Genomic DNA, 23,829 nt, shown 5'->3' with positions numbered 1-23,829 from the left:
TAGGGGGTAGGAGAGTAAAAGGGTAGGAGGGTGGGGGGATGAAGAGGGGATATTATTTCTTGGCAAATCCCTAAACGCTCAAATGGGTTAAAACCGCTCAACGTTAGGAAATTCCTGGGCTGCGATCGATCGAGCTGCTTCCCCGCAGGTTTTAGGCGTTGGGAAAATTTTTGTTGGATTGGCGATGCCCTGGGGGTCGATCGATCGGCGTACCCACAGCATGGTTTCTAAATCCGCCTCGGAAAACATTTCGGGCATGTAGCAGCGCTTCTCCGCACCAATGCCATGCTCACCGGAAATGCTACCCCCCACTTGTACGCAGAGCTTGAGGATTTCTCCCCCCAACGCCTCCACCTTTTCCAACTCGCCGGGAATCGCGTTGTTATACAAAATCAACGGATGCAAATTCCCATCCCCCGCGTGAAACACATTGGCCACGGGATAGCCATACTCTTTACCTAGCCGTGCAATTTCCCCGAGGACAAATTCCAACTTCGTGCGGGGAATCACACCATCCTGTACGTAGTAGTCAGGACTGATTTTGCCCATGGCAGCAAAAGCCGCTTTGCGGCCTTTCCAGAGGGTTAAGCGATCGTCCGGTTCCGTGGCCACGGTGACATTGCGTGCCCCATTCTTTTTGCACAATTCCGCCACCCGCTGGGCATTGCCCGCCGCTTCTACTTCCAGTCCATCCACTTCCACCAGCAAAATGGCTTCCGCATCGCGGGGATAGCAATTGGTTTTCACCACATCTTCCACAGCGTTAATGCTGAAGTTATCCATCATTTCAATGCCGCCGGGAATAATACCTGCGCCAATAATATCGGCAACCGTGGCCCCCGCCGCTTCCACACTGGTGAAATCCGCCAGCAGCACCTTAATCGACTCCGGCGCTTTGAGAATGCGTAGCGTGATTTCCGTGGCAATGCCCAGAGTGCCTTCCGAGCCAACAAACAGTCCGGTCAAATCGTAACCGGGCATTTCCGGCACGTCGCCCCCGATCGTCATCACCTCTCCCGTTGGCGTCACGATCGTCATGCCCAAAACGTGATTCGTTGTGACGCCGTATTTTAGACAATGGACGCCGCCAGAATTTTCCGCCACGTTGCCGCCGATCGAGCAAATGATTTGACTAGAGGGATCGGGCGCATAGTAGAACCCAGCCCCACTGACGGCCTGGGTCACCCAATTGTTAATCACCCCCGGTTGCACCGTCACCCGGTGATTATCAAAGTCAATCTCTAGAATCTGCCGCATCAATGCTGTGGTAATCAGAACGCATTCTTCGATCGGCAACGCTCCCCCTGACAGGCCAGTACCCGATCCGCGCGGCACAAACGGCACTTGAAAGTCATGGCAGACTTTGACCACGGCAGCAACTTCGGCGGTTGTCCGAGGAAGCACCACGACGGCGGGCCGTTGGCGATAACTGGTTAACCCGTCACATTCATAGACCAGTAGTTCTTCCCGCCGTTTCACCACACCACGATCGCCTACAATGTGCCTGAAGCGCTGAATAATGGGCTGCCAATCACGGGGTTCTGGATTGGAAAGAGATGCCAAAGCCTGCATAGTTTCTTTCGGAAATGCCGTAGGGGATATTGTTCGATCCTATCACTCCCGTTATTCCTGGGGATTTATCGGGAATTTTGGTAATCAGAGGAATGCAGGATATGGATCGAAGCCGATCTCCATCCTAGAATTGTTATTTCTTCTTTACGGAGCCTGATTGAGACCCATTCTCAACCAACCGTGAACATTCTGTTGATAGGGGTAAATATTGTGGCTTTTTCCGAGGATCAATGGCGAGCTTGGCAACAATTTTCTTTACCTGTGTCACGCCAGTCCTCGATCGAATTGCCCTATTTTGCTGGGGGCATCACGCTACTTTATAGCCTTTTTGGATGGTTGTGGATGACCTGGGCCGATCGCCTCTTGGCCATTGGGGTGGGAGCAGGATTGCCGCCTGCCCAGCTTCTACTGATTAAGGAATGGGGCTTTCTGGGAATTACGGCGATTGGATTATTTAGCCTCCTGTGGCAGGGGCTAGGGCAGCTACAAAAACGCCAAAAAGTATTGCACAATATCATCGATACGGCGAACGAAGCCATTTATGTCAAAGATGTCCAGGGGCAGTACCTGATCGTTAACCAGACTGCAGCTCAGTGGCTGAAACTGCAACCCAGCCAGATTGTCGGACGATCGGTCAAGGATTTCATGGAACCAGAGGAAACTCAACGGATCCATGACGAGGAGTTGGAGATTTGGCAAACGGGGGAACCACGAGAAACCGAACATGCTGTCACGATCGCTGGAGAACAGCGCTATTTCCTGACCACTAAAAGTCTCTGCTGCAACGAGCGCAACCAACCGATTGGGATTGTCTGCATCACCCGCGAAATAACGTCTTACAAACAAGCGGAAAACCGCCTGCGGGAACGGGAAGAAATTTTCCGCCAACTGGCAGAAACGGTTGAAGAAGCCTTTGTGATTCAAACCGCAGATTTTAGTCAGACCCTCTACATCAGTCCGGGTTATGAACGGATCTGGCAGCGTCCCTGTGAAGCTCTATACCAGAACCCGTCCATCTGGCAGGAGTCCGTCCATCCCGACGATCGTGATCGGGTCGTGGCAGAAATCCAACAAGTGATGCATGGAGAGATTTGTCACACCGAATTTCGGATTTTGCGCCCTAATGGAGAAGTGCGCTGGGTCATTGTCCACGGCTTTCCCCTCCGGGATGATGCCGGAACGATCTATCGGGTGGTGGGATCTGCCCACGACATTACCGATCTACGGCAGGCTGAGGGCGATCGACAACAAGCCACTCAGCTGCGGACAGAACTGAATGTTTTGGAGTCCATTCTAGAATCCGCGATCGCGGGCTATTGGGATTGGGATATCACGGGTAACACCACCTATCTCAGTCCAATGTTCAAGCAGATGTTTGGTTACGAAGATCACGAGTTACCGAATGTGCCTCAAACTTGGCAAACCTTGGTACTTCCTGAAGATCTACCCATTTTGTTGAACTCGTTTGAACAGCACGCCCGCAGCCGGGGACAGAGTTCTTATCACAACGAAGTGCGCTACCGCCATAAGGACGGGTCAATCGTCTGGGTGATTTGTGCCGGACGCATTATTGAATGGAATAACGATGGTCAGCCTATACGGATGGTGGGCTGTCATGTGGATATTACCCACCGCAAACAGGCGGAAGAAGAATTGAATAACCTTTCCGATCGCCTGACTCTGGCGTTGCAATCAGGGGCGATCGGAACGTGGGAATGGCATATTGCGGAGAACCGTCGCTTCTGGGATGGACGGATGTATGAACTGTACGCCGTGCAACCCAGGGAAGATGAAGACCTCTGCCAAGTCTGGGCACAATGCATCCATCCTGAAGATTGGCCTCGGGTGGAGAAGGCTCTGTATCAAGCCGCATGCGGGGAACTAGATTTTGACCTGGAATTTCGCATTATTCATCCCGATCGAACGATTCACACGATCAAAGCGTCTGCCCTAGTTCAACGTGATGACCAGGGCCAACCCATCCGGATGATTGGGATTAACTACGAAATTACCGATCGCAAACAAGTTGAACAAGCGCTAAAGGATTCGGAAGCGCGATTGCAGGCGATGGTGGAGAATGCGCCTGGGATCATTGTGACCTACGATCGTCAAGGTCGAATTACTTACATCAATCGGACTTTGAGCGGAAAGTCTCCCCAGGATTTTCTAGGCATACATTATCGCGACTGTGTTCTCCCGCAGTATCACGCCCAGCAGGATCAAGGACTGATTCAAGTCTTTGAGCATGGGGCAACCGTGGAATATGAAGTCGAAGGCTACATTGATGACTCAGGCAATACCGCCTGGTATCAAGTCACAACAGGCCCCATTCGGCAAGGTGACCAAGTGGTGATGGCGATCGCCACCGCCATTGATATTACCGATCGTAAACAGGTAGAAATCGCCCTGCGGGAAAGCGAACATCGTTATGCCACGCTCACGGAATCTGCTCCTGTTGCTATTTTTCGCTTAGATGCCCAAGGCCAATGTATCTATGTCAATAGTCAATGGGGCAAAATGATGGGACGATCGCTGGAGTCGGCCCTAGGAATCGGCTGTTTTGATACGCTCCATCCTGAAGATCGCGATCGCATCTTTCAGGATTGGGCTAGAAAGTTTCAGCAGGGGGAAGGCTTAGGCGAAGGCTACCAGACGGAGAGCCGCCATGTCCATCCCAGCGGTCGCATCATTTGGTGCTATACCAACGTAGTGGCTGAAACTGACGCTCAAGGGCAATTAATTGGCTATGTGGGTACATTGATTGACATCAGCGATCGCAAAGAAGCAGAGCAATCCCTGCGCCGTTATGAGCGGATGGTGAATGCAACGGACGATGGCATGCTGTTGATCGATCGCAACTACGTTTATCAAGTAGTGAACCAATCCGCAGAACAGGATCATGGAAAATCTAGTCAGGAAATGGTCGGTCGGCGGGTCAATGAAGTCATGGGGCAGGTTGCGTTTGATCAAATCCTCAAAGCCCAACTAGACGAGTGTTTCCTAGGGAATACCCATCAGTACAGTATGTGGCTGGAATTACCTGGGAATCCCGATCCTCAATTTGTCAACTTCAGCCTGTCTCCCTATCGAGAAGCGGATCAAACCATTTCTGGAGCCGTCATTAGTGCTCGTAACCTGACTCACCTCAAACGGATTGAAGAAGCACTGCGGGAAAGTGAACGGCGCTATGCAACCTTGGCAGCGGCAGCACCTGTGGCAATTTTCCAATTTGATCACCCAGGAAACTGCGTTTATGTCAACGATCGCTGGAGCGAAATGACTGGCAGACCCAAGGAATCCGCGCTAGGGCAAGGCTGGCTCAATGCTTTACATCCGGACGATCGAGAAATATTTTATGTAGGATCCATTAGTAGGAATGCATTTGACAACGAATTAGTTGATGGTAACCCCCATGTTCAAGCCGTAGAAGGGCGACATTTGCGTCCCGATGGAACGATCAATTGGTTCTATTGTCAGGTAGCCGCAGAAATGGATGCAGACGGAGCTGTAGTGGGCTATGTCGGGACGTTAACGGATATCACAGAACGTAAACATACGGAACAAGCTTTGCAAGAATCCCGTGCCATGCTGCAAACCATTTTGGATACTATTCCTCAACGGGTCTTTTGGAAAGATCGACAGTTGCATTACCTAGGCTGCAATCGGGCCTTTGCCCAAGATGCAGGATTACCTGATGCCAATGAAATCTTAGGAAAAACAGATTTCGAGATGCCTTGGATCAACTTTGCATCTGCATACCAGGCCGATGATACGGATGTGATTAACCAGGGTATTGCGAAATTGAATTACGAAGAACTGCTGCAAAATAGTACTGGAGAACAACACTGGCTACAAACCAGCAAGGTGCCGCTGACCAACAGTTCTGGGGAAATTGTGGGTATTTTGGGAACCTATGAAGATATTACTGAGTTGAAACAGTCAGAAGCTCAGTTGCGCCAAATGAATGAACAACTGGCCCATACAAATTTAGAACTTGAGCGAGCAACTCGTCTCAAAGATGAGTTTTTGGCCAATATGAGCCATGAGCTACGCACGCCGTTGAATGCAGTATTGGGTATGGCACAAAGTTTACAGGATGGCATCCTCGGTTCACTGAACGAACGCCAGATCAAAGCGATCGCGACGATCGATCGGAGTGGAAATCACCTACTGGAATTGATTAATGACATTCTCGATCTCGCCAAAATTGAATCGGGGAAGTTGGAGCTGGATATCAGTCCCGTCAGTATTCGTAGTCTCTGCGATATGAGTTTGACATTCGTTCGTCAAATGGCAGCGAAGAAAAATATCCAACTCAACAGTGAACTGTCCCCCAATCTGGGGCGAGTTTTAGCCGATGAGCGACGATTGCGACAAGTACTCATTAATCTTTTGGATAATGCGATCAAGTTCACTGCCAATGGAGGAACCGTGACCCTGAGCGTACGTTACAGTTCAGTCCACCGTGAGAGTACAGTCCACCATAGCGATCATTTGGGCCATTGGGTGGAGTTCTCAGTGACGGATACAGGAATTGGAATTGCAGCAGAAAACTTTAATAAACTGTTTCAGCCCTTTGTCCAAATTGATAGCAGTCTGAACCGACAATACAGCGGAACGGGCCTAGGATTATCTCTCGTGCGGCGCATTGCCGAGTTGCATGGGGGCAATGTTACAGTTCAGAGTGAACTAGGACGTGGGAGTTGTTTTACCGTGCAGATTCCTGATGCATTCCGTAGGACTTTTCGGAATCATCTATCTTTGCAGATGGATAGTGAGTTTCCCCCCAGTCAAGACTCTGCGATCGATCAAGACTTTGCAAACGATCCAGAATTGCTGGAGAGTAGGAATGAACTATCTCCCTCAACAACGACCGACCAACTTATTCCAGTGAGTATGCCCTCTGACGACCTTCCTTTGATCCTCTTGGCAGAAGATAACTTAGCCAATATTGACACCTTTACTGCCTATCTGGAAAGTCGAGGCTATCGGTTGATTTTGGCAAACAATGGCCAGGACGCGATCGACCTAACCCAAGCCCATCGTCCAGATATTATTTTGATGGATATTCAAATGCCGGGATTGGATGGACTGAGCGCCATTCGTCAGATTAGAACCATGCCAGAAATCACCCATATTCCAATTATTGCACTGACGGCGTTGGCAATGTTAGGCGATCGAGAAAAGTGCCTATCCGCCGGAGCAAATGCCTATATGGCGAAACCTGTGCTACTGAAGCAATTGGTTCTCACGATTGAGAAACTCCTGGCCAAGACTTCCCATTAAGGACACAGCGTACCCATCAAATTTCAAGTAAATGGGGGAATGGGGGAATGGGGAAATGGGGAAATGGGTGGATGAATCGAAGATCTTCGCTGTGGAGCAGCCCCAACGATCGCGCTGCACCCCGAATTTATCGAACTCACGTTAAACTCTGGTGCTTGTTCAACAATCTGTAGTGCTGAACGAGCTGTAGCACTAAACGACGGGGCCTTCGATCGCCACTAAGTAGCAGCCATTGACCACCCAGCGTCCATCGGCGAGATGTTCCATCAGATACAGCGCTCGCACGGGAACGCCCTGGGGACTCAGTAGGAGCACGGGCTGGGTAAAATTGCCTTGTACCACCACGACATCTTCAAAGATCACCGATCGTGGACGATAGGCCGGTTCATAGGATTGCCTTACCATGTTCATAAAGTTGGTAGGATTACGAAACATGGCCTGGATTCCGGGACTCGCTAAGGAAAACGCGCAAACGGCATCATCTCGCTGGAATGCGGATAGCTGCAGTTCCACTACTTCTCGAATGGCTCTGCGATCGAATTCGCTAATGCTGTCCATAGCTGTGGTTCAGGTTCCTAGGTGCCATTGCTGGAAAATGTTCTGCGAGTGACTTCTTTCAAAATCGACATGTCTGGCGAATGAATTACAGGCTGGCAAGAGAGTTCAGCGGATAGGCTGAGTACAAGTTTTCTAGTCTGGATGATGGCGCATCCTCTGAGATCGCAACGAGATCGTTGATTACGAGTGATTACGAGTGATTACGAGCCTCCTAACCTATGACGATCCTTCTGACCTATTACGATCCTCCCAACACTTCTACGAGTTTACGGGCAATGCGTTGGGCGGCTCCCGGTTCCCCCATGCGACGGCGACCATTTTCGGCGATCGTACGGAGGCCATCGGGGTTATTCAACAAGGCATTCAGCGCCTCACCGACCTGCTGGGGATGGGCAACGCACTGAACAGAACCTCCCAGCAAACGGGTTTGGGCTTCGGCGAAGGCGGGGGTGAACTGGGGGCCAGCACCGGGCAGAGTGATCACGGGTTTCCCAAGACCGACAAATTGTTCCGTGGCTGTACCTGCCAAGGCGATCGCGCAGTCAGCTCGCTGGGCGTATTCGGCGAAGTTGCCCACGGATAATTTCAGGGTAGATTGTGTCTCGCCCCAACCCACGGTGAAGGTTTCGTCCTCGATCGCTTGCCAGCGGGCTTGCTGGAGGGTTTGGCCCAGGATCTGACGGTCTAAACTGGGGGCGATCGCGGCTAAAAAGGTGATCGATCGGCCTAGTTTCGCCATGACATCATTGGCAGCGGAGAGGAGCAGTTCCCAGTTGGCGTAGGCTTCCGGGGCGCGGGATCCTGGCAAGAGCAGAATTTTCAAGGTGTCACGATCGTTCTCTGGCATGGGTTCCGGTGATTGTTTTGCCTCCCCAAAATCCATCATGGGATTGCCCAAGTCGTAGGCGCGGATGCCAAAGCGCTGGAGGGTTTCTGCGGTGAGGCGATCGCGGGGAAAGACGGCAACGCAGTTGGACCTTGCCATCAGCCAGCGTTCCCAGGGATAGTAGACGGAACCCGTTGCAATAGCAAAGCGATCGTCCCACCAGGATTTGCGCGGCAACCAACCCGTTTCATCCCGCAGATAATATTCCGATTTCGCTGTCCCCACAAAGGCAAAGGGTAAGCCACTCATCCAAGCAAACAGCATTGGGACGATATCACCCACAGCCAGTACTAGTGCGGGTTCTCCTCGCTTCTCTTTGGCCCAACGCTGTACCGATCGAATTTGTTCCAGCGTTAACTTTAGCAATCCTCCTTGGATATCCCGCGCCAATTGTTTGCCGTCCATATAAATAAATCCACCGGAGGGCATTTGCTGAACTTTGCCAATTAACGGAAAACCCGCTTGGGTATAGGCATGACCTTCGCCGACGATCGGTAAAACTTCGATCGTGGGGGGGGTTTGGGTAGTGGGGTTTGGGCTGGAGGGCCGGGGCAGGTTTTGCAGGGCTTCCAGGATGCGGAGGGCAATGCCATCCTCACCATGGCCGTTACTGAGGCAAAGGAGTCGCATGGGCAATGGGGAACGATCGATCGCTTCTATTGTAAAGGGTGGCAGGGTAAGGGGTAGACGTAAGGCTTGACCAGCGACACCGGCTAGCTAGGGGGAAAGTCGATCGAAAATAACGTCTCACCCCAAAGATTGCGTAACGTAACCGTCATTAAGCCGGAATCCTGGGCAATTTTGACGGTGCCGAAAAATTGTTGCCCCTGACTGGGTGGCTGATTGAACTTAACTGTGGGAGATGCGGTTTGGAATTTGACCTGCGGCCCAAAGGTATTGTCCAGTGGATTGGGGCCAAAATTTCCAGCATTGAGCGGCCCTGCCACAAATTCCCAAAAGCCATTGAAATCCTGGAACTGCGCCCGATCGGGATCGTAATAATGGGCTGCCGCATAGTGAACATCCGCCGTGAGCCAAACAGTATTGCGAATGTTCTGCTGCTTGATAAATTTCAGTAAATCTGCAAGTTCCAACTCTCGACCTAATGCAGGCCCATCCCCATTGGCTAAATTTTCAAAATCTGTTTTGCTATCGGCCACCACTAATCCCAATGGCATATCGGCAGCAATCACTTTCCAGGTGGCACGGGATTGTTTTAACCGCTGTTTTAACCATTGAATTTGAGAATTCCCCAGAAAGGCCGTTTCAGGACTCATTTCCGTTTGGCGGTTGGGATTATTGGCACCGCGATAACTGCGCATATCCAGCATGAAAATCTCTAAATGCTTGCCATAGGAAAACGATCGCTCAATTTTTCGCTGTCGCACAGACTCCGATCGTAGTGGCGAATATTCCAAAAACGCTTGTTTGGCCCGTTGGGCTAAGAGTGCAACATTTTTGACGGTGTAGCGGCTATCATCCAGAATTTCCGTGGGATACCAATTATTGACGACTTCATGATCATCCCACTGCATTAGTAACGGGACTTCCGCATTAAAGCGTCGCACATTTTCATCTAACAGGTTGTAGATAAAATTGCCCCGAAATTCCTGCAACGTTTCTGCCACTTTAGATTTTTCCGGTGTGGTCAGGTTTTTCCAAGTCGTCCCATCTGCCAACTTCACTTCCGATTGGATGGGATTATCGGCATAGATCGTGTCGCCGGAGTGGATGAAGAAATTGGGTTTTAACTGGCGCATGGTTTCATAGATTTTCATGCCGCCAAACTCGGGATTGATGCCCCAGCCCTGCCCCGCTGTATCGCCGCCCCAGGCAAAGAAGATATCCCGCCGACTGTCGGGGATTTGTAACTGCCCGATCGCGGGTTCGCTGACAATTTTGGGCTGATCCAAGTCTTGGAACTGCACTCGATAGAAAATGGGCCGATCGGTGGGCAATTGGGACAACACCACGCGGCTGGTGAAATCCTGACTGGCTTGGGCTACTTCGCCGTAGACAACGCGCGATCGCCGAAAGTCCGGTTCCAACGAAAGTTCTACCCGCATCCGACTCAGCCGATCGGCCCGACTCCAGACCACTGCCCGACTGCCCCCCACATCGCCACTCATGACCCCGTAGGGAATCCGAGGCCGACTCCGTTCAGAGGGAATAATGGCGGGGACAGACAGTCCCGATCGCTGGGTTCCCAGGGAAGCCGTCACAGCGCTGGCTCCTGCAAAGAGAGTCGATCGAATAAACTGGCGGCGATTGAATCGGGGATGATTGAACCGGGGTTGAGAACGTGACATAACAGCAGGATATCCAAATCAGGAAGTGGACAGTGGGGGCAAACTCTTTAAAGGCTCCTAGGTTATGGGCCAAGATCCATGGGCCAATCAGCCTGGGCTGTCTACCCTACTGTTTAACCTACGGATGGATAAGAATTGCATCCGATTGAAATTCAAGTTGAATTTCAACAGATTATCCTCCCTCGGTTAAGAGAAAAATATTTTTTGACTGAGAAAAATACTCAAAAGTTTGTTAAGCTCGTAAGTCCATTCGATCGTGAATTCCGTACTGGACACAGGCCGATTCGCTATGGTTAAACTGAATGTAAATAAGTGTAAAGAAATCCTGCGAGAGGTAACGAATGGTAACGATACCCGTGTCCCAAGTCCGCAGCACGTCTTCCATTGTCGGTGGAACCGATCCCGATCGCTTTGATGTCAAGGAAGCCTGGTATCCCGTTTTTTACCTAACCGACTTGGACAAAACCAAGCCCACGCCCTTTACGCTGTTGGGGATGGATTTAGTACTTTGGTGGGACGGTTGGAGCCAGTCGTGGCGAGCCTTTGCCGATCGCTGTCCCCATCGCCTCGTCCCCCTATCGGAAGGCCGAATCAATGAGGAGGGGTTATTGGAATGCCCCTACCACGGTTGGAGCTTTGCAGGTTCGGGCGATTGCAAACATATCCCCCAGCAAAATGAGGGTGGGCAGGCGGAAACCTCGCGGCGAGCCTGTGTGAAATCGTTCCCGACGGCGGAAAAGCAAGGATTATTGTTCGTCTACGCAGGCCAACCGGAAAATGCGGAGAACGCCCCCGTTCCCGCGATCGAGCCCTGGGAAGAAGGCATGGAAGGATGGGTCTGCTTGGATATCTTCCGCGATCTTCCCTACGATGCTGCAACGTTGCTGGAAAACGTCTTAGATCCAAGCCATTTGCCCTATACCCACCACAACACCGTGGGTAAGCGCAGTAATGCCTCCCCGGTGGACTTGGAACTGCTCACCTCGGATAAATGGGGCTTCACTGGCACTTGGAAGGAAGGCCCCCGGCGCGGCAAATTGGGTTCCCAAGATACGACGTTTATTGCCCCGAATTTAATGTGGCATGACCTCACGTCTAAGCAGTTTGGTCGCACCATTACAGCGGTCTACGCAACCCCCATTCGCAAGGGGGAATGTCGATTGTTTGCTCGTTTTCCCTTTAAATTTCCCTCCAAGTTTCCGGCATTGGCGATGAGTTTGACACCGCGTTGGTTCTCGCATCTGGGACAAAACTCCATCTTGGAAGATGACCAAATCTTCTTACATTGGCAGGAACGGATTTTGGCGACGGAAGGTGGCAGCGAGCAGTTTTCCCGCGCGTTTTACATGCCAACCAAGGCCGATCGCTTTGTGTTCGAGTATCGTCAATGGTTTAACCAATACGAAGCGGAACCCTTTCCTGGAGAATCCCTGCCAGTGCGTTTAAACCGCGAAGCCTTGCTCGATCGCTACCATTCCCATACAGAACATTGTGCAAGCTGTCGATCGGCATTGGCGCGGGTACAACAATTGCGGCAGGGCTGTGTGGCGATCGGGGGATTGGCGATCGTCGGCACAGCCCTCTGGCAGAATGCATTATTGGCTGGTCTAACGATTGTGTTAGGGGCTGCGTGGTACGGTTTAGGTCTACTGGAACAACGGTTTTACCACGGTCGATCGATTCCTGCTAGAAATATTCCAGACAAGGGTTAGGGCAATTTAAAACGCTGGATATTGGCTATCGCTTAACCGACGATAGCCAACTGAAAATCGAATATTTATTCAAACCCTAAGCGTAGTCTGACCCATTACACTTAGGGTTTTGCAATTGGTCAGTTTAATGATTCCTAATCCAGGGCTTCATCAAGTCTGTTTACGAATCGGCAGTGTCCAATTATCTTTTTGATTGAGTTCGTGCCGTTGACCTTGGCTGAGTAGCCATAACGTGGTACGAGTCCGGAAGCGGCCAATCACTATCCGATCGCCGGAACTCCCAGCCTTTCTATCAACTACTTTTACCACGGAGGCATGTCCACAATATTGTTTTTGACCTTGATCTACCGCCACTTGAAAAAAGGAACTGGGTTCATATCCCGCAGGCACTTTAAAGAAGCCATAGACATGGTGACGCCCGCGCCAGGGCTGAACCACCACTCTTTCCGGTTTGATCCCGGTCAACTCCGCAGAAGGCGCAGTCTCTCCTTGGGAAGCCTCCAAGGGAATCTGATCAGGAGTAATCAATGGATTACGAGACGGATGGTAGAGCGTTTGTTGAACCACTTGACGGAGATGTTTGGCCAAAGCGTGATCATCCATTGACTCGTCAGCCGTCATTACTTCCACTTCGGGGTCAAACTCTGATTCTGTCGGACATTGGGAAATGGCTTGGAGCCTATGGGGAACGATCGTACTTCCGGCCACAAGGCTAGAAATTGTAATGATGCCTAAAAAGAGATAAATCAATCGAATGGGTTGGTGGTTGCGTAGCATGGCTTGATTCGGGTTATCAGATTGAGAAGCAGAGATAGAATAGCTTGTACCTTAAGGTATGGGATAGATATTGCCGGGATGTTGCAGTCCCATCTCAACTTTATAAAGCCCCGAAAATTCTTAAATTTGTCGATTGAACCCCTTGTAGATAGGAATTTCAGCGTAAAGTCTCAAACGTCTACAGCGGAATGGTTCAAAGACATGAAAACAAACAACTGCGATCGGGAAGTCAATCAATGCAGTAGACAATACACAGGTACTTCGCAGACCCTAAAAAAGATAGCAGTCTGATCAATCCCGCCATCTCATTGCATGCAGTGATCAGCGTTTTTGGTATTTTTAAAGAGCAACGCTAACTGTTAAAATTTTGAATTCGATCGTTCCCTGCGTGACTATGGCAGACTTTGAAGTTACCCCAGAACTCCTGAAGACCATTGAAATTCTTGAAGGGCTTGAAATCTTGCTGGAGCAAGCACCTACACCCGAAATTTCTGAAATTTTGCAAGAAGCATGGCTCCAAGTCACCCAGACCTTTCCCGAGGATTTCCAAGAAGCAACTTGCGATGATGCGGGGGCAGAAGGTCTACGGCGCTATCTACGAGTCAAGGCAGCATTTTCTGATCCAGGAACCACTGCCTTAAGCTGGGAAGACTTACAAGACTATTATCGCCATCGTTTACCGATCGAATTAGATGAAACAGAGTAAACCCTAAGGAAACGATATCAGATAGAACAATCTACGAAAGTGCGACGCACAGGCATAGGTCGTTAGTCAACCATTTTTAGTCAACCATTTAGGGTGAAACGACCGATCGTGCCAGGAATTCACCCTTCAAAAGCATTCACAAAGACACTTCATCCAACTCAATTTATACAATTTGGGCTGAATTTGCTGAATTCAAAGCGTCAGCCCATCCCCTTGTCTGAGCACGGAATCGCTAAATCACAAGGTCTTTTTCAAGTTGTGCTAACTTAAATCGCGCCAAGGCTAAATTTCCCTTCTCCCGATCGAGCACAAGATAGAAAAATAATCCTTCAACCGCCTGGGTTAGTCGAATCAAATGATACTGATTGGTCAGGGTAATGAGGATATCTTCGATTCGATCGTTGATCTGCAAAGATTGTGCAACTCGAAGTTTTGCACGAATCACCTCTGTGTTGCCTGCTACTGCAAGCTCAAGCTTATTTAAAGGAAACGTAGGCGTATCTGTCCCGGTTAACCCTAAGCACATACCTGTCTTCCAATCCCCTAAGGCTGCACCTAGTGAGCCTTCTACGGTCAGTGCCGCCTGTAGCGTCTCGCGCACATTACTCATCCTAGGCCTCCCTTATCTTGTGGTAATAGCTGGAATTCTAGCATGTTCGATTAGATACGCGAGGACTTGGAGTTGACGATTTCTAAATCACCAACTTCTGCTCAGCTTATGCAAGCTTATACCAACTTATACCAACTTATGCATAGTCAACTTATGGCCAACTTATACCTAGATCCATGCACTCTACAACCCTAATGGGGAGTTCCTGAGCTGCTGGGTCTTGTCAAAATTCCTTGGGAGGGGCTGAAAAAGAGTGCTAATAGAAACAGGCTGGAGGAGACTAAGACGATCGCAGGCCCAGACGGTAGATTGTTGTAGTAACTAATGTACACACCCGCCAAACTGGAAAGGATACCGAAGAGTACCCCAACTCCCATCATCTGATGTAACTCAGTAGTTAGCAAATAAGCCGTCAGTGCTGGGCCAATTAATAATGCAATTACAAGGATCACACCAACAACTTGCATGCTGGCAATAATGGTGAGGGTGATTGCCGCCATGAATGCTAAATGCAATAGATTGACAGGTAGTCCCAGTGCTTGTGCTCCTGTTCGATCGAAGGTAAAAAACAGCAGTTCTTTATAAAATGCTTTGACTGCAACAAGAATCATGACAGCAATGATTAAGGTTCGAATAATGTCATGACTTGTAACGCTCAAAATATCACCGAAGAGAAAACTGTCTAAATCCAACTTATTCTTAAGTACCGTAATCAGAATAATGCCTAGGGCAAAGAAGCTGGAAAAGGTGAGTGCCATTGCTGCATCCACTTTGACACGGGATTGCGATCGAATCCAGGCAATTAAGAACGAACCTAGCATTCCCGACGCAAAAGCCCCAAACATCATATCGATGCCGAGGAAAAAAGAAAGCGATAAGCCCGGTAAAACGCAGTGTGCCATGACATCCCCTAAGAGCGCCATACGCTGCACGATGAGATAGCTCCCCACTACCGGACAGAGAATTCCAATAATGACACTAATCGCTAGGGCATTCCGGATGAATTCGTAGTGGAGGGGATCGATTAATAGTTGCAGCATAGGTCAAAACCAATAGGGAGCGATTATTGGGCGCGATCGTTCTCTATTGGCGATCGCAGTCCCAATCTCTCAAACAATCTCACAGACCAAACTAGTCCGCCCAGTAAATTAGCAAAGCAGCGGGAATTAGCTTGGCAAAGCAGCATGAATTAGCAAAAAAGATTATCCCCTAAATCCGGATGCATGGACTGCATCCATGCCCGACCATAGGCATGTTTCAAGTTATCTTGCGTCATCACCTGTTCCGGTGTGCCATCTGCGATCAACCGTTGGTTCAGCAACAACATCCGATCGAGTTGATGCAGGGAATGCCCCCATTCATGGCTACTAATCAGGAGAATTTTGCCCGATCGCCGCAGTTGATCAAAGACTGTAAATAAAATTTCCTCCGTCACGGCATCAACGCCCGTAAACGGTTCATCAAACAGAAAGATTTCTGCTTCCTGGGCCAAGGCTCTTGCCAAAAAGACTCTTTGCTGCTGACCACCGGACAGATTTCCAATCCGCCGATCGCGCAGATCCCACATCCCCACCTGTTCCAAGGCCACTCTGACGCGTTCCTGGGTCGATCGACCGGGGCCACGAAACCAACCCAGTTTACGGGTGCGGGCCAACATCACCACATTCTGCACAGTGATGGGATAATCCCAGTCAATCTGCGATCGCTGGGGCACATAGGCCACTTTTTCTAACTGTTGATGGAGCGGACAAGTACAGTAATGTACCTTGCCACTCGCTACGGGCACCAAACCCAGCAACGCCTTGAGCATCGTACTTTTGCCTGCACCATTTGGGCCAACCACCCCCACTAATTGTCCAGGACTGACCTGAAACGTCACAGATTCCAAGCCCTTGACCCCGCGATAGTTGACCCCTAGTTGGTGCACTTCTAGCATAGATAGCCTATGGCAATAATGATTCTCATTTTAATGATGCGATAACGATTCTCATTGTAGCGATATCCCGTCGGAAAAACTCTGAGCTAACCTAAAAAAATGCTGGAAGGTTTCCAGGCTAGGATAAAAAGCACTGACAAATCATTTCTAAACTCTGTCCTATTCCTTGCTATGGCTGCCGATCACCCATTTCTGCCCCTGAATCTCGCTGTACTGACGGTGTCCGATACCCGCACAGAAGCCACCGATCGCTCCGGCCAGTTGCTGGTCGATCGCTTGACCGAAGCGGGGCATCACTTAGCGGAAAAGGCGATCGTGCCGGATAACATTTACGAAATTCGCGCGATCGTGTCCCGCTGGATTGCCGACGATCGCGTCCAGGTGATTTTGACGACGGGCGGAACAGGACTGACCGGACGAGACGGGACTCCGGAGGCGATCGGGCCACTGCTGGATAAATCGATCGAAGGCTTTGGGGAACTGTTTCGCTGGATTTCCTACGCCGATATCAAAACGTCTACCATCCAATCCCGCGCGATCGCGGGGGTGGCCAATGGCACCTACATTTTCTGTTTACCGGGTTCGACCGGAGCCTGCCAAACCGCCTGGGATCACATTCTCAAGGATCAACTGGATGCTCGCCATCGGCCTTGCAACTTTGCTGATCTCCTCCCACGTTTAACTGAGTTGTGAGACACTCAAGATTCATCTAATAATTTTTCCGTTAGCGAGTAAATATCCTTCTTATCGCCCTCTTTCCGTCGTCCAATGCCCACAACTAAAACAACTATTTGCGCACTCTGCACTTGGTAGATAATCCGATAACGCTGGCCGACTGCTCGAATGCTCCGTAAGCCAGCCAAAGCCCCCAGTAGAGCTTTTCCTTGCTTCTCTGGATCAATTTTTAGCTGCTCAATTCGATCGCGTAGCTTTTCCTGTTCCCGTCGATCCTGAACTGCTACCAGCATTTCTAGGGCAAGAGGCGTCAGTTGAATTTTGTACTCGATGGAATCCATTACGTGACTCACACCCCTAATTGAGCCTTCACCTCTTCCCAACTGATAGTTTCTCCCTGCTCTGCTTGGAGTAAGCTGTGGCGAAGTTGGATCACCAATGCAGTATCTGCCAGGATATCGAGGGTTTCTAGCAGTTGGGTTAGATGGTCATAGCTCATCGCAGCCATGACAGGCACCCCATCTTGGGTAATCACGATCGGTTCTCCAGCAAGTTCAGTAGATAGGGTCGGCAATTGCTGTTGAACTTGGGCGATTGTGAGATGTTTAGCCATAGTGACGAATAAAGTAAAGCAACTCTGTTTAACGGGATTTAAGTTGGACTCGGTTGAATGCCGTTTGCGTGTTTCTGGGTGCAAGCCCTAAAGCTGTAACCAAGTTTCGATCGGGTCAGTGGACTTGACCACATGCATTCCCGCCTCGGCAAACCGTTGGTAAGCTGCATTCGCTTGTTCAGAAAAATCCACCACCCCCGGCACCACGACCGGAGAGGCGCAATCTTCCAAGAGGTAAACCTTACTCGCTAACTTGGGATCCCGCAGTTGAATTTCATTGAGCAAATCTGCGATCGTCCAAGCCACACAATGACTTTTGGCCTGTCCCGCAATAATCACCGCATCGTAGTCCAACAACTTCTGGATTAACGACGCATTTTTCTGGGCGATCGGACGACCATTGGCACCATCCAACACCTCAGGCCGCAACACAGAATAATTTTCTGTCAGTGGATTACTGCCCTTCAGTTCAAATTGCGTTTGGGCACTGCGGGCCATGCAATGGAAAAAGCAAGCTTCCTCAAAGGCCGACACCAACGCATGGCCAATTCCCCCTAGCATCGAGTGATAGCACCAAATCGTCAGCGGATATTTGCCATCTTCGGTTAACGTGCGGGTGTAGTGCAGGGCGTGCTGGTGCAATGTTTCCAGATCCCCCTGGGCCACACTTGCAGCAATGTTGGGGTTAACGCGCCATTTGCCTGCCTCCACCTCCGCCAGCGTAATCATCGTCGCCACCGGAACGGGATGCTCACCCTGCTCATTCACCCAAAAAATCGGATGGAAAATCTGCATCGCCGTGTGGGTATCCATCGTCGGCACGATCGCCGTAATCATCCCCAAATTGCGATAAATAAACTCGCACAGCCGTTGAGTATCCTCTACTGCCCCCCGGCCAGACGCCCCGCCCACAAACAGTTCAAACTCGGGAATGCAAAAGGTATTCTGCACATCGATCGCCAACAGACAAACTCGTGCAGTATCCGTACTGGCTGGTACCATCCCCTGCTGTTGAGCCCAAGTTACGGCCTTCTCTGCCCGATCCTGATAGGGCACTCGCCACACAGCCCCCACACGATCGGGCTGAAAAAACTCAGGAATGGGCAAAGCAGGCATAGATAGCTCCTTTGGCGTGGTCGATCGTGGTTCGATCGTTCAGTCAGATCAGTCGTCGTGATCGTCCGGATCGGGTTCAAACCGCACGATATCATCTTCGCCCAAATATTCCCCATTCTGGACTTCAATCATCACCAACGGAATCACCCCAGGGTTTTCCACCTTATGGGGCAACCCCATCGGCACATAGGTGGATTGCTTTTGAAAAATAATTTTTTCCTCGCCGCCACAGGTGACTTTGGCAGTCCCAGCTACCACAATCCAGTGTTCACTGCGATGGTGATGCATTTGTGTACTGATGTGCTCACCGGGTGCAATTTCGATGCGATTAATCCGATAGCGTTGACTTTCTTCCAGAAGCGTAACCGTTCCCCAGCGACGGGTGCGGGTTGTGGCCGTCGGAGTTGTGATAGACGGACGCGGGAACTCCACGGGATGACTCATAGTTGTCTTTCCTTACAGGTATTAAAAATTCACTACAAGTATTCTACGAAGAACAATTAGATTGTTCTAATCGGAGTTCCCTTCTCGATCGAGAACTCCGATCTACTGAAAAGAGTTGAAAACCCTCAATCAGTCCTAGAAATCAAGTCCTAGAAATCAAAATAGATGTACTTGGCGGCACCCTGAGGAGAAAACAGAAATACAGCGTACAGACAGAGGGGCACGAGTAATAGCTTTAAATACCAGTTTAACTGCAATTTCAGCCCCTGATGAAAGAGGTAGGAGACACCCATTCCCATTGTCAGAACCCCCAGACATGCCCAAATCTGTTGGGGCGAAAGCCCTAAGGTTTCTTGGTAGATCTTAATGGCAAATTGCGGATCCGCTGCTTTACCTACCAGATGTTGCAGGGCATAGACTGCATCCTTTAAATTGGGGAGCCGGAAGAGAAGCCAGGATAGAAACACCACGAGCTGCGTTGTCAACCATGCGATCGCGATTCCTGGCAAACTTTGCCAAAACTGTCCCATCCACTCATGGCGTTTGGATACCCCATCTACTAAGCGATGGCCCACTAAGGCTAGACCATGGACTGTTCCCCAAACGATAAAGCCCCAGGTGGCCCCATGCCACAATCCGCACAGCACCATCACGAGCAGGAGGTTAAAACAAGTTCTTAGTAATCCTTTGCGAGAGCCCCCTAAAGGAAAGTACAAATAATTCCGAAGCCAATCCCCTAAGCTCATGTGCCAGCGTCGCCAAAAACTCGCAATACTAGTGCTGAAATAGGGAAAATTGAAGTTTTGCGGCAAATTGAACCCCAGCAACATGGCGCTGCCCCGTGCCACATCCACATAACCACTGAAGTCCAGGTAAAGCTGGAACCCGTAGGCGATCGTCGTCAGCCAAATGTCGCCACTGCCTGCTCGGGTAAGATTATCAAAACTTAAGTTGACGTAGGTGCCTAGTCGATCGGCAATCAGTCCTTTTTTGACCGCACCACAGGCAATCAGCCAGAGTCCTTCAGAAATTTGATCAGCCTTGGGAAAGGTAAGTGATTGTAATTGAGTAACAAACTGCGGATAGCGAGTGATGGGGCCTGAGGTTAACTTTGGGAAAAACAGTTTGTAGGCAGAAAATCGCGCAAAGTTCCGTGACGCAGGTGCACCACGATAGACATCAACTAGGTAGGAAATACATTCAAAGGTGAAGTAGCTCAAACCGATCGGGGTTAGCAGACTCAGGTTTTTCCAGGCGGATTCTGTAAAGGCCAGATCCACTTTAAAGAGATTGGCGATCGTAGAAGCCAGTAGCAAGACAACAGACTTAAAACTCAGCAGCAAAAAGAGATTGAGGCCAATTCCGAGAACCAATAACTTAATGCGACGACGATTCCAGTCCTGCTGGGCAAACTGCCAATCCTCAATGCGCCAGTCGGGGGGAGCTCCGATCGCGCGTCCTAGTTGGAAGGTGATCCAAGTCATCACCAGCAGCAAAGGAATATACTGAGCCTGGTTCACCACCTGGGAGCTGTTCTCTATATATAGCGTGCCATAGAACATTAAACTGGCCAGCAACAGCACCCAAATTCGCAGTTGGGGCTTCGGCAGCGTCCAGTAAACTCCAACAACCCCAAGCAGGAAAACGGCATAGGTTAGTGAAAGAAAGTTCATGGCCTATAGCACTACAAGTAGAGTTTAAGATGTTTCCATCTTTGGATATGTAGTGTACTCTAAATTTGCAAATCGATCGTGAATCCTTCAAGAGGTTCAAGAATGGGGGCTGCTACCTGTTTAGAAACGACGATCTCAGAGCGCGAATTTTCCTGAGATTCCACATTACCTAGATCGAACCTCCGATCGGCAACCCATCAACAAAACTAGCAATCAAAATTAGCACCCCAAAAAAAAGCAGCCTTTAGGCTGCCATCGGTAGTGCATGAGGTTTGAGTTACATGATGATGAACTAGAAATTATTCACTCCGGTGTCCGGATCATGGAGCAAAGCCACTGATCCAGGAATTATAGATGATCTGAGTTCTCAGGACTTGAGTCCAAGTTAGTGTTTTCCGTCGCTGTGACATCTCTATTGTCTCGCCAAGTCCCTGCTTAGATGGAAAAAAGTAGACAGTCTTTGAAGCGTCATAGCGCCTTAGTTGGCTCTAGACTGCGATTTTTGAATGGACAGTCGATGAACTGTCCCCTAATCGACAACATTCCCCTCAAAATGGGCAATATTGAGGTCAGCGTTCAACTGTCCCTGTGCCCCGCAACTTTCTATGTTGCAGGGCAATTTTATTTTAAAGTAAAGTTTTTCGCGTTGTTTTTGCCAAGGCTTGGCTGTCACCCAGCCCCTGCATCACTAGGCTCTAAATAAGATGGGCCAAATTGGTAGCTCCGATCGTGTACAAAGAATTTGCCCCAAGATGTTTGGCACATCCACAGGACACGGCGACATGCTCAACGGTACTAGACTTCGTTGAAAACGCTGTCTCCCCTGATTGGGATGCATTGGATACATTGGCAGCAGTCCCAGCGGCTGATAGGCCTGATGAGTTGCTGCCAATACCAATCTGAAATGAACTTGCAGTGAGATAGCTAGGCAGGGAATAGGGCTGCGCTGCCCCATAGTTAATGTTCCAGCCTAAGTCTCTCAAAGCCGCCAGCGTCATCTGACTGGTAGGGGTGGCAATTCCAACACTTTCGGCGTAGGGGGTCATCAATTCTGTATCAAACTGATATTCATCCCAATGTTGAAAGACCCCCGCTTCGATCGGAATAGCTGTGGGGTTATAGGTTCCTAAAAGTTCGCCATAGGCCCAGGCTGCATAGGTATTAGCGTTATAGGTCGCAGTGGTCTTGTTGATGTAGGTTCGCCCAACCAAAGTAGAACTGTTCCCCTGCCGAAATTCGACGGGCACCCACAGCGTTCCTAACCCTAATGCATGGGCAAATTCATGGATCATCAAACTGCGGAGATAGCTGGGGTTACTATTAAAGTCTGCCAATCTCCGGGTGTTGATAGTGGCGTTGCCACTCACGATAAACAGATTTGACCAATCTGTGGTGACATTGGGGCCTGCGTAGGCGAGCAAGTTATAGTCACTCAGCTCAAGGCCCACTAGCTGAATATTGAGATTCTGATATTGGGTAATGGCACTACGGCTGGTAATAACATTGCCCCAGTAGCTAGCAGCCTCAGCGATCGCTTGGCGGGCAGCAGCATTCAAACCACTTGTACCATCGCCATAGGTCACGCTTAAACTAAATTTCTGGTCATCCACTGCGGCTGCTCGAAAATTGGTCGAGACAGCATAACTAGCGGACTGGTTATTGTAGCTATTGACCTGAAGATAGTAAGTGCCGGGGTTGAGAAAACGGCGTAGGGATTCCCCATTGGTACCACGCTCCCATTGCCAAGCGAGTATTTCACCAGAATCAATTTGATCGTTGCCGTTGCTGTTTTGAATGAGTTTGACATCGGCATCCCCACTCAGTCCCGTGAGGTGAGCTGTGAAGATACCCGATTGCGCAACAGTAAATTGATAGACATCATTGAGATCACCGACACTGACTCGCTGGGCTCGGAAAAATTGCGTGGTACTCTCGATCGTCGCACTGAGGAGAGAATTGCCCGCATCCGCTTCTTCCGGCTTGGGGCGGGAGAGAAAGCCTACTATTTGCCAAGAACTGCCTACGACAGCGTTAATATCATACTTTTCCAGAACAGTTGCACCCTGCATGATCCACAGGCTATTTGCTCCAGTGTTATAGTCGCGCCATACTAAATCGAGTTGTCCATCTTGATTCAGATCATAGGCACCCACCAGAGCCACCGTTGGTGAGTTACTGGGTAGGCTAACACCTTGAATAATTTGGCTACCTTGCATCAACCACCATTGGCTGTCCCCAGTGGTGCGATTACGCCAGAGTAAGTCTACATAGCCATCACGATTGCAGTCACCAGTACTGACGATCGTCCAGCCTGGATCAACCTTAGGTAACGAGATACTGCCAATGATTTGGCCATCCTGCATGAACCACCAGGCATTATCGCCCGTGGCAGTATTGCGCCAGAGCACATCCAGTTTTTGGTCACCATTGACATCTCCCGTTCCCGCGATCGTCCAGTTCAGATCAGCAAGGGTCGGTAATGCAAAGGCACTGGAAAAGGATTGGTTTTGAAGTATCCACCAAACCGTACCACCAGATACACTATGCCGCCAAAGAACATCGGTCTCCCCATCCCGGTTAACATCTGCGGTGGCTGCCACTTTCCAGCTTGGATCGGGCATCGTAAACATCCCGCCACCGACGACATTGGCCCCACTCATCGTCCAGCGAACACCCGTTCCAGAATTCGTTTCACGCCACAGTAAGTCAACAGAATAATTAAAGGGTGTTTGTTGACTCATACTGGATGAACTGGCCAAACTGGACGCACTAACCGAACTGTAGGGTTCCAACATACGGGACTTCAGATCCTAAAAACCTAAAACGCAATTGCTGTAGATCACGGGGCATCTATCAGAAGCCATTTCAGCGCTAACTTACTGGATATTTCAACGGTATAAAACTCCAGATCTAAGCCTAAAACAAGCCTGCGTGACTAGCAGCATCCAACAATATA

General features: G+C 49.9%; 18 protein-coding genes. 4 read left to right on the top strand and 14 right to left on the bottom strand.

All coding sequences use genetic code 11. The features are described from left to right. Nucleotides 1–87 precede the first annotated feature (87 nt). On the bottom strand, nt 88–1,572 hold the full coding sequence (locus ACN4EG_RS16815) for an FAD-linked oxidase C-terminal domain-containing protein (RefSeq protein WP_431631142.1): 1,485 nt from the start codon (nt 1,570–1,572) through the stop codon (nt 88–90). A gap of 210 nt (nt 1,573–1,782) precedes the next feature. On the opposite strand from ACN4EG_RS16815, the gene ACN4EG_RS16810 reads away from it, so the two are divergent. Continuing rightward, nucleotides 1,783–6,858: a PAS domain S-box protein gene (locus ACN4EG_RS16810; RefSeq protein ID WP_431631141.1), complete on the top strand. Its 5,076-nt coding sequence runs from the start codon at nt 1,783–1,785 to the stop codon at nt 6,856–6,858. Nucleotides 6,859–7,050: 192 nt separating this feature from the next. Here the strand turns inward: ACN4EG_RS16810 and ACN4EG_RS16805 are convergent, their stop codons facing one another. From ACN4EG_RS16805 to ACN4EG_RS16795, 3 genes are all read right to left on the bottom strand, one after another. Further along, entirely contained in the window at nt 7,051–7,416 is a 366-nt protein-coding gene (locus tag ACN4EG_RS16805) for a DUF4864 domain-containing protein (RefSeq protein WP_431631138.1), read from the bottom strand. Nucleotides 7,417–7,654: 238 nt separating this feature from the next. After that, on the bottom strand, nt 7,655–8,932 hold the full coding sequence (locus tag ACN4EG_RS16800; protein ID WP_431631135.1) for a lipid-A-disaccharide synthase-related protein: 1,278 nt from the start codon (nt 8,930–8,932) through the stop codon (nt 7,655–7,657). An 83-nt stretch (nt 8,933–9,015) separates the two neighbouring features. Beyond that, nucleotides 9,016–10,611 carry an alkaline phosphatase D family protein gene (locus ACN4EG_RS16795; RefSeq protein ID WP_431631132.1) on the bottom strand — a complete coding sequence of 532 codons (1,596 nt, stop codon included), beginning with the start codon at nt 10,609–10,611 and terminating at the stop codon, nt 9,016–9,018. Between the two features lie 341 nt (nt 10,612–10,952). On the opposite strand from ACN4EG_RS16795, the gene ACN4EG_RS16790 reads away from it, so the two are divergent. Continuing rightward, on the top strand, nt 10,953–12,323 hold the full coding sequence (locus tag ACN4EG_RS16790) for an aromatic ring-hydroxylating dioxygenase subunit alpha (RefSeq protein ID WP_431631130.1): 1,371 nt from the start codon (nt 10,953–10,955) through the stop codon (nt 12,321–12,323). 150 nt (nt 12,324–12,473) lie between these two features. Here the strand turns inward: ACN4EG_RS16790 and ACN4EG_RS16785 are convergent, their stop codons facing one another. Continuing rightward, nucleotides 12,474–13,100, bottom strand: a complete 627-nt coding sequence (locus tag ACN4EG_RS16785) for a hypothetical protein (RefSeq protein ID WP_431631127.1) — start codon at nt 13,098–13,100, stop codon at nt 12,474–12,476. Between the two features lie 394 nt (nt 13,101–13,494). Between ACN4EG_RS16785 and ACN4EG_RS16780 the strand changes: the two genes are divergently transcribed. Then, nucleotides 13,495–13,806, top strand: coding sequence for a hypothetical protein (locus ACN4EG_RS16780; protein WP_431631126.1), 312 nt, complete (start codon nt 13,495–13,497; stop codon nt 13,804–13,806). A gap of 232 nt (nt 13,807–14,038) precedes the next feature. Here the strand turns inward: ACN4EG_RS16780 and ACN4EG_RS16775 are convergent, their stop codons facing one another. The 3 genes from ACN4EG_RS16775 to ACN4EG_RS16765 all read right to left on the bottom strand — a co-directional run bounded on the left by ACN4EG_RS16775 (nt 14,039) and on the right by ACN4EG_RS16765 (nt 16,352). Further along, nucleotides 14,039–14,416 (bottom strand): hypothetical protein, encoded by a 378-nt coding sequence (locus ACN4EG_RS16775; RefSeq protein WP_431631124.1) that lies wholly within the window; start codon nt 14,414–14,416, stop codon nt 14,039–14,041. Between the two features lie 191 nt (nt 14,417–14,607). After that, the gene (locus ACN4EG_RS16770; RefSeq protein ID WP_431631123.1) at nt 14,608–15,456 is read right to left on the bottom strand and encodes a metal ABC transporter permease; all 849 of its coding nucleotides are present in this window, start codon (nt 15,454–15,456) and stop codon (nt 14,608–14,610) included. A 149-nt stretch (nt 15,457–15,605) separates the two neighbouring features. Next, nucleotides 15,606–16,352, bottom strand: coding sequence for a metal ABC transporter ATP-binding protein (locus ACN4EG_RS16765; RefSeq protein WP_431631121.1), 747 nt, complete (start codon nt 16,350–16,352; stop codon nt 15,606–15,608). Nucleotides 16,353–16,523: 171 nt separating this feature from the next. Between ACN4EG_RS16765 and moaB the strand changes: the two genes are divergently transcribed. After that, nucleotides 16,524–17,045: a molybdenum cofactor biosynthesis protein B gene (moaB, locus tag ACN4EG_RS16760; protein ID WP_431631119.1), complete on the top strand. Its 522-nt coding sequence runs from the start codon at nt 16,524–16,526 to the stop codon at nt 17,043–17,045. 5 nt (nt 17,046–17,050) lie between these two features. Here moaB and ACN4EG_RS16755 read toward each other — a convergent pair whose 3' ends face one another. From ACN4EG_RS16755 to ACN4EG_RS16730, 6 genes are all read right to left on the bottom strand, one after another. Further along, on the bottom strand, nt 17,051–17,368 hold the full coding sequence (locus tag ACN4EG_RS16755; protein ID WP_431631116.1) for a type II toxin-antitoxin system RelE family toxin: 318 nt from the start codon (nt 17,366–17,368) through the stop codon (nt 17,051–17,053). An 8-nt stretch (nt 17,369–17,376) separates the two neighbouring features. Continuing rightward, nucleotides 17,377–17,640, bottom strand: a complete 264-nt coding sequence (locus ACN4EG_RS16750; protein WP_431631114.1) for a type II toxin-antitoxin system Phd/YefM family antitoxin — start codon at nt 17,638–17,640, stop codon at nt 17,377–17,379. An 87-nt stretch (nt 17,641–17,727) separates the two neighbouring features. Continuing rightward, nucleotides 17,728–18,756 (bottom strand): cysteine hydrolase family protein, encoded by a 1,029-nt coding sequence (locus tag ACN4EG_RS16745; RefSeq protein WP_431631111.1) that lies wholly within the window; start codon nt 18,754–18,756, stop codon nt 17,728–17,730. Between the two features lie 48 nt (nt 18,757–18,804). Then, nucleotides 18,805–19,200, bottom strand: a complete 396-nt coding sequence (locus ACN4EG_RS16740) for a phosphomannose isomerase type II C-terminal cupin domain (protein ID WP_431631109.1) — start codon at nt 19,198–19,200, stop codon at nt 18,805–18,807. A gap of 149 nt (nt 19,201–19,349) precedes the next feature. After that, complete coding sequence (locus ACN4EG_RS16735; protein ID WP_431631107.1) at nt 19,350–20,873, bottom strand: MBOAT family O-acyltransferase; 1,524 nt, start codon at nt 20,871–20,873, stop codon at nt 19,350–19,352. 695 nt (nt 20,874–21,568) lie between these two features. Next, nucleotides 21,569–23,668: an FG-GAP-like repeat-containing protein gene (locus ACN4EG_RS16730; protein ID WP_431631105.1), complete on the bottom strand. Its 2,100-nt coding sequence runs from the start codon at nt 23,666–23,668 to the stop codon at nt 21,569–21,571. Between the last annotated feature and the right edge of the window lie 161 nt (nt 23,669–23,829).

Source organism: Alkalinema pantanalense CENA528, from assembly GCF_050753345.1.
Classification (GTDB): domain Bacteria; phylum Cyanobacteriota; class Cyanobacteriia; order Leptolyngbyales; family Leptolyngbyaceae; genus Alkalinema; species Alkalinema pantanalense.
The sequence above is the reverse complement of the archived record's forward strand: the minus strand, read 5'-3'. Positions and strand labels throughout refer to the sequence as shown.

Excerpts from the sequence above, each read along its gene's own strand:
- ACN4EG_RS16815 (WP_431631142.1), bottom strand. The coding sequence starts at position 1,572 with ATGCAGGCTTTGGCATCTCTTTCCAATCCAGAACCCCGTGATTGGCAG.
- ACN4EG_RS16805 (WP_431631138.1), bottom strand. The coding sequence starts at position 7,416 with ATGGACAGCATTAGCGAATTCGATCGCAGAGCCATTCGAGAAGTAGTG.
- ACN4EG_RS16800 (WP_431631135.1), bottom strand. The coding sequence starts at position 8,932 with ATGCGACTCCTTTGCCTCAGTAACGGCCATGGTGAGGATGGCATTGCC.
- ACN4EG_RS16795 (WP_431631132.1), bottom strand. The coding sequence starts at position 10,611 with ATGTCACGTTCTCAACCCCGGTTCAATCATCCCCGATTCAATCGCCGC.
- ACN4EG_RS16790 (WP_431631130.1), top strand. The coding sequence starts at position 10,953 with ATGGTAACGATACCCGTGTCCCAAGTCCGCAGCACGTCTTCCATTGTC.
- ACN4EG_RS16785 (WP_431631127.1), bottom strand. The coding sequence starts at position 13,100 with ATGCTACGCAACCACCAACCCATTCGATTGATTTATCTCTTTTTAGGC.
- ACN4EG_RS16780 (WP_431631126.1), top strand. The coding sequence starts at position 13,495 with ATGGCAGACTTTGAAGTTACCCCAGAACTCCTGAAGACCATTGAAATT.
- ACN4EG_RS16775 (WP_431631124.1), bottom strand. The coding sequence starts at position 14,416 with ATGAGTAATGTGCGCGAGACGCTACAGGCGGCACTGACCGTAGAAGGC.
- ACN4EG_RS16770 (WP_431631123.1), bottom strand. The coding sequence starts at position 15,456 with ATGCTGCAACTATTAATCGATCCCCTCCACTACGAATTCATCCGGAAT.
- ACN4EG_RS16765 (WP_431631121.1), bottom strand. The coding sequence starts at position 16,352 with ATGCTAGAAGTGCACCAACTAGGGGTCAACTATCGCGGGGTCAAGGGC.
- moaB (WP_431631119.1), top strand. The coding sequence starts at position 16,524 with ATGGCTGCCGATCACCCATTTCTGCCCCTGAATCTCGCTGTACTGACG.
- ACN4EG_RS16755 (WP_431631116.1), bottom strand. The coding sequence starts at position 17,368 with ATGGATTCCATCGAGTACAAAATTCAACTGACGCCTCTTGCCCTAGAA.
- ACN4EG_RS16750 (WP_431631114.1), bottom strand. The coding sequence starts at position 17,640 with ATGGCTAAACATCTCACAATCGCCCAAGTTCAACAGCAATTGCCGACC.
- ACN4EG_RS16745 (WP_431631111.1), bottom strand. The coding sequence starts at position 18,756 with ATGCCTGCTTTGCCCATTCCTGAGTTTTTTCAGCCCGATCGTGTGGGG.
- ACN4EG_RS16740 (WP_431631109.1), bottom strand. The coding sequence starts at position 19,200 with ATGAGTCATCCCGTGGAGTTCCCGCGTCCGTCTATCACAACTCCGACG.
- ACN4EG_RS16735 (WP_431631107.1), bottom strand. The coding sequence starts at position 20,873 with ATGAACTTTCTTTCACTAACCTATGCCGTTTTCCTGCTTGGGGTTGTT.
- ACN4EG_RS16730 (WP_431631105.1), bottom strand. The coding sequence starts at position 23,668 with ATGTTGGAACCCTACAGTTCGGTTAGTGCGTCCAGTTTGGCCAGTTCA.